This window comes from Halalkalibacter wakoensis JCM 9140 (assembly GCF_000513095.1).
In the GTDB taxonomy this organism is placed as follows: domain Bacteria; phylum Bacillota; class Bacilli; order Bacillales; family Bacillaceae_D; genus Halalkalibacter; species Halalkalibacter wakoensis.
Genome location: NZ_BAUT01000137.1, coordinates 1 through 3,460 on the forward strand (window position 1 = coordinate 1; position 3,460 = coordinate 3,460).

Annotated in this window: 5 protein-coding genes; all 5 read left to right on the plus strand. The window is 35.0% G+C overall.

Features of this window, described 5'->3' with window-relative positions; translation table 11 throughout:
• Positions 1-559: metal ABC transporter ATP-binding protein (locus JCM9140_RS21675; protein WP_034751690.1), on the plus strand; the 559-nt coding region annotated here is incomplete at its 5' end.
• Positions 556-1,434, plus strand: coding sequence for a metal ABC transporter permease (locus tag JCM9140_RS21680; protein WP_034633145.1), 879 nt, complete (start codon positions 556-558; stop codon positions 1,432-1,434). The genes JCM9140_RS21675 and JCM9140_RS21680, both read left to right, overlap by 4 nt.
• Positions 1,435-1,462: 28 nt before the next feature.
• Positions 1,463-2,395 carry a metal ABC transporter substrate-binding protein gene (locus JCM9140_RS21685; protein WP_034633144.1) on the plus strand — a complete coding sequence of 311 codons (933 nt, stop codon included), beginning with the start codon at positions 1,463-1,465 and terminating at the stop codon, positions 2,393-2,395.
• Positions 2,396-2,586: 191 nt separating this feature from the next.
• Complete coding sequence (locus JCM9140_RS21690) at positions 2,587-2,934, plus strand: AbrB/MazE/SpoVT family DNA-binding domain-containing protein (RefSeq protein WP_003322885.1); 348 nt, start codon at positions 2,587-2,589, stop codon at positions 2,932-2,934.
• Between the two features lie 237 nt (positions 2,935-3,171).
• Positions 3,172-3,460: DUF4372 domain-containing protein (locus JCM9140_RS21695; RefSeq protein ID WP_034751695.1), on the plus strand; the 289-nt coding region annotated here is incomplete at its 3' end.

Here is a 3,460-nt window from a genome sequence, read left to right on the forward strand (position 1 = left end):
CGCAGGTAAATCGATTCAGGAAATGCGGGAGAAAATTGCCTATGTCCCTCAACGTAGCACTATTGACTGGGACTTCCCTATTACAGTGATTGATACAGTCTTGATCGGAACATATCCGAAACTTGGCTTGTTTAAACGACCAAAGAAAAGAGAAAGAGAATGGGCCTATGAATGTTTAAAAAAAGTTGGGATGAAAGAGTATAGTCAGCGTCAAATTGGAGAGTTATCGGGTGGGCAACAGCAACGAGTATTCGTTGCTAGGGCGTTAGCTCAAAATCCAGAATTGTTTTTTCTTGATGAACCATTTGTCGGGATCGATGTGACAAGTGAGGAAACCATTATTAACATTTTGCGTGAACAGCGAGATGAAGGAAAAACCGTTTTCATTGTCCATCATGATTTAAGTAAAGCAGGTGCGTATTTTGATGAGTTGTTGTTACTAAATAAAGAACTAATCAAATATGGATCTGTACACGAGGTATGTCGACCAGAGATAATTTCGAAAGCTTACCATGGACAATTATCCTTTTTAGAGGAAATGGGGATGACAATATCATGAGTATAATTGCTTTCTATGAGTCTATTTTACAATATGAGTTTTTACAAAGAGCATTACTTACATCAGTTCTAGTAGGGATTGTTTGTGGAGTTATAGGTTGTTTTATCATTTTAAGAGGGATGTCCTTAATGGGGGATGCCATTTCGCATGCTGTTCTTCCAGGGGTTGCGATCTCTTATATGCTAGGAATCAATATTTTTTATGGTGCTGTAGTGACTGGTTTACTTACAGCGATTGCCATTGGCTATATTAGTCAAAATAGTCGGATTAAAGATGATACATCGATTGGCATCATGTTTACTGCTGCTTTTGCAGTGGGAATTATCGTTATTACTTTCTTGCAAAGTAGCACCGATTTATACCATATCTTATTTGGGAATGTTCTGGCTGTCCCTACCTCTGAAATGTGGATGACCTTAATTGTTACAGTCATAGTATTACTATCTGTCTATCTATTTTTTAAAGAGTTACTTGTTACGACCTTTGATCCTACTATGTCAGCAGCTTATGGCTTACCTAATAAAATCATACATTATCTGTTAATGGCCCTTTTAACAATGGCTACAGTTGCTTCATTGCAAACAGTCGGGATTGTATTAGTTGTAGCGATGTTAATAACACCTGCAGCAACTGCCTACCTCTTGACGAATCACTTGGGGATTATGGTTTTTCTAGCAGCTGGTTTTGGCGTTGTTGCTTCAATAATTGGTCTTTATTTTAGCTTTTCGTATAATTTAGCTTCTGGACCAACGATTGTCGTTGTAGCAAGTACATTTTTTGCCATGGCATTTTTCTTATCACCTAAACAAGGGTTGTTATGGCGTTCTTTACGTGCTCGAAAAAATAGAGCGCTGGTAACACAATCAAATGTCTAAAATAATATTCGTAAAAGGGAGAGGAAATATGAGAAATTTATTATTTATTACTACAATTCTTACACTGTTTTTACTTGGGGCATGTGGTAGTAAACCGACTGGTCAAGAAGAAAGTACGAATCAAAAATTGGAGGTTGTCACGACTTATTCTATTATTTATGATATTACAAAAAATGTCGGAGGAGATATAGTAGAAATTTATAATTTAACCCCCATCGGTGCAGATCCACACGAATATGACCCACTTCCAGAGGATGTTAAGAAAACAACTGATGCAGATGTTGTCTTTTATAATGGGTTAAACTTAGAAGAAGGAAACGGATGGTTTAGGAAGTTAATTGAAGTTGCCGGAAAAGGAGATGAGGATGCACCCGTTTATCTAGTGAGTGAAGGAGTAGTACCGATTCTTTTAGAATCCAAAGGCTTAGAAGAGGAAGCTGATCCACATGCTTGGCTCGATTTGCGTAACGGAATTACGTATACTGAAAATATACGCGATGCATTAATTAAAGAAGACCCCGAGAATGAGAGTATTTATGTAGAAAATGCTACTCAATATATACAAGAGCTATCCGAACTGCATGAGAAAGCGATTGAAAGCATTGCGACTATCGATGAGAATAAGCGATTTTTAATTACAAGTGAAGGGGCATTTAAATATTTTGGTGCCGCCTATGACATAGAAACAGGGTATATTTGGGAAATTAATTCTGAAAATCAAGGCTCTCCTCAACAAATGCGTGATGTAATAGATCTAGTGCGAGATAAAGGGATAACATCTCTTTTTATTGAAACAAGTGTAGATCGCCGTACCATGGAAACTGTATCACAAGAAACGGGTGTACCTATTGTAGGCACTGTTTATACAGATTCTCTTGGAAAAGCAGGAACAGATGGGGATACTTATTTAAAAATGATGGAGTCAAACATTAATGTAATTATTGAAGGTTTAAGTAAGTGATTTATGTTTTAAAGAAAACACATTATCCGTACAAAGGGTAATGTGTTTTCTTATGAATCGTCAATTGGTTAAAAACTATTTAAGCAAAAATTAGTTCACAAAATGTACCAATAAAATTTTTGCAACTTCTTCACACTTTCTTTAAATTTCAATCCTATTCTATTAATAGTCATTGAAATGAGGTGAGATTAATGTTAATAAGTAGTAATTTTAAAGAAAAAGTTAAAGAATTAACTGATAGTAATTTGATGTGTAGTCTTAAGGATAAGCAGCACATTACCATTCCCAGTTCAATTAGGAGGAAATTAAATATCTTACCTGGAGAAGAGGTTGCAGTAGGATTAGCAGATGGCTTAAAAGATCTAATTATTAAAAAAAACTCCGATCATTCTCTTGATAATAAAATGATAGTGAGTGAAAGAGGCTCTATTCGTATTCCTACAGAATTAACAAGAGCTTTGGGTCTGTGTAAAGGTGATGTATTTCACATATATCTTTTAATAAAGGATAATTGTATCCTTCTAAAAAAGGAAAATTGATTGGCGTAATTTAGCTTTTTGTTTATTTTTTCAGAGAAAAATAAGTGTGACGTTTTTATGAAGATGCAGTTTAATTTTATTTCTTCATAAATTCTCACTAGTGTTGCATTAATTTAATTAAACTATTAGAAATACTCAAAATGTTCAATAATTTTATTTTGTGCATAAAAAAAGTCCTTTATAATGGATAAGTCAGGTGGTAATCCCGTCCAAATCCAAAAATAAAGGAACATTCGCATGGATAAGATTACACGAAAAACTTCATTTGGACAATGGTTTTCACCGATAAATTTCGAATTATTTGATGATCAAGTGAAAACATTGAAATTAGATTTCTATACGAAAAAACTTACGACGGAATCATTTTTGAAATTATTACTCTACGCCCAGCTCGAAGAAGTAGAAAGTCTTCATGCGCTGAGTGATTGTCTTTTCGATGACCAGCTTCAAAAAGGTGTCAACCTTGATTCGATCAGTATCTCTCAGCTCTCACGGCGTTTGAATGGCATGAATCCAGACCTTTTTC

Bases quoted from the DNA above. Each gene is read 5' to 3' on its own strand.
- JCM9140_RS21680 (WP_034633145.1), top strand. From the start codon at position 556: ATGAGTATAATTGCTTTCTATGAGTCTATTTTACAATATGAGTTTTTA.
- JCM9140_RS21685 (WP_034633144.1), top strand. From the start codon at position 1,463: ATGAGAAATTTATTATTTATTACTACAATTCTTACACTGTTTTTACTT.
- JCM9140_RS21690 (WP_003322885.1), top strand. From the start codon at position 2,587: ATGTTAATAAGTAGTAATTTTAAAGAAAAAGTTAAAGAATTAACTGAT.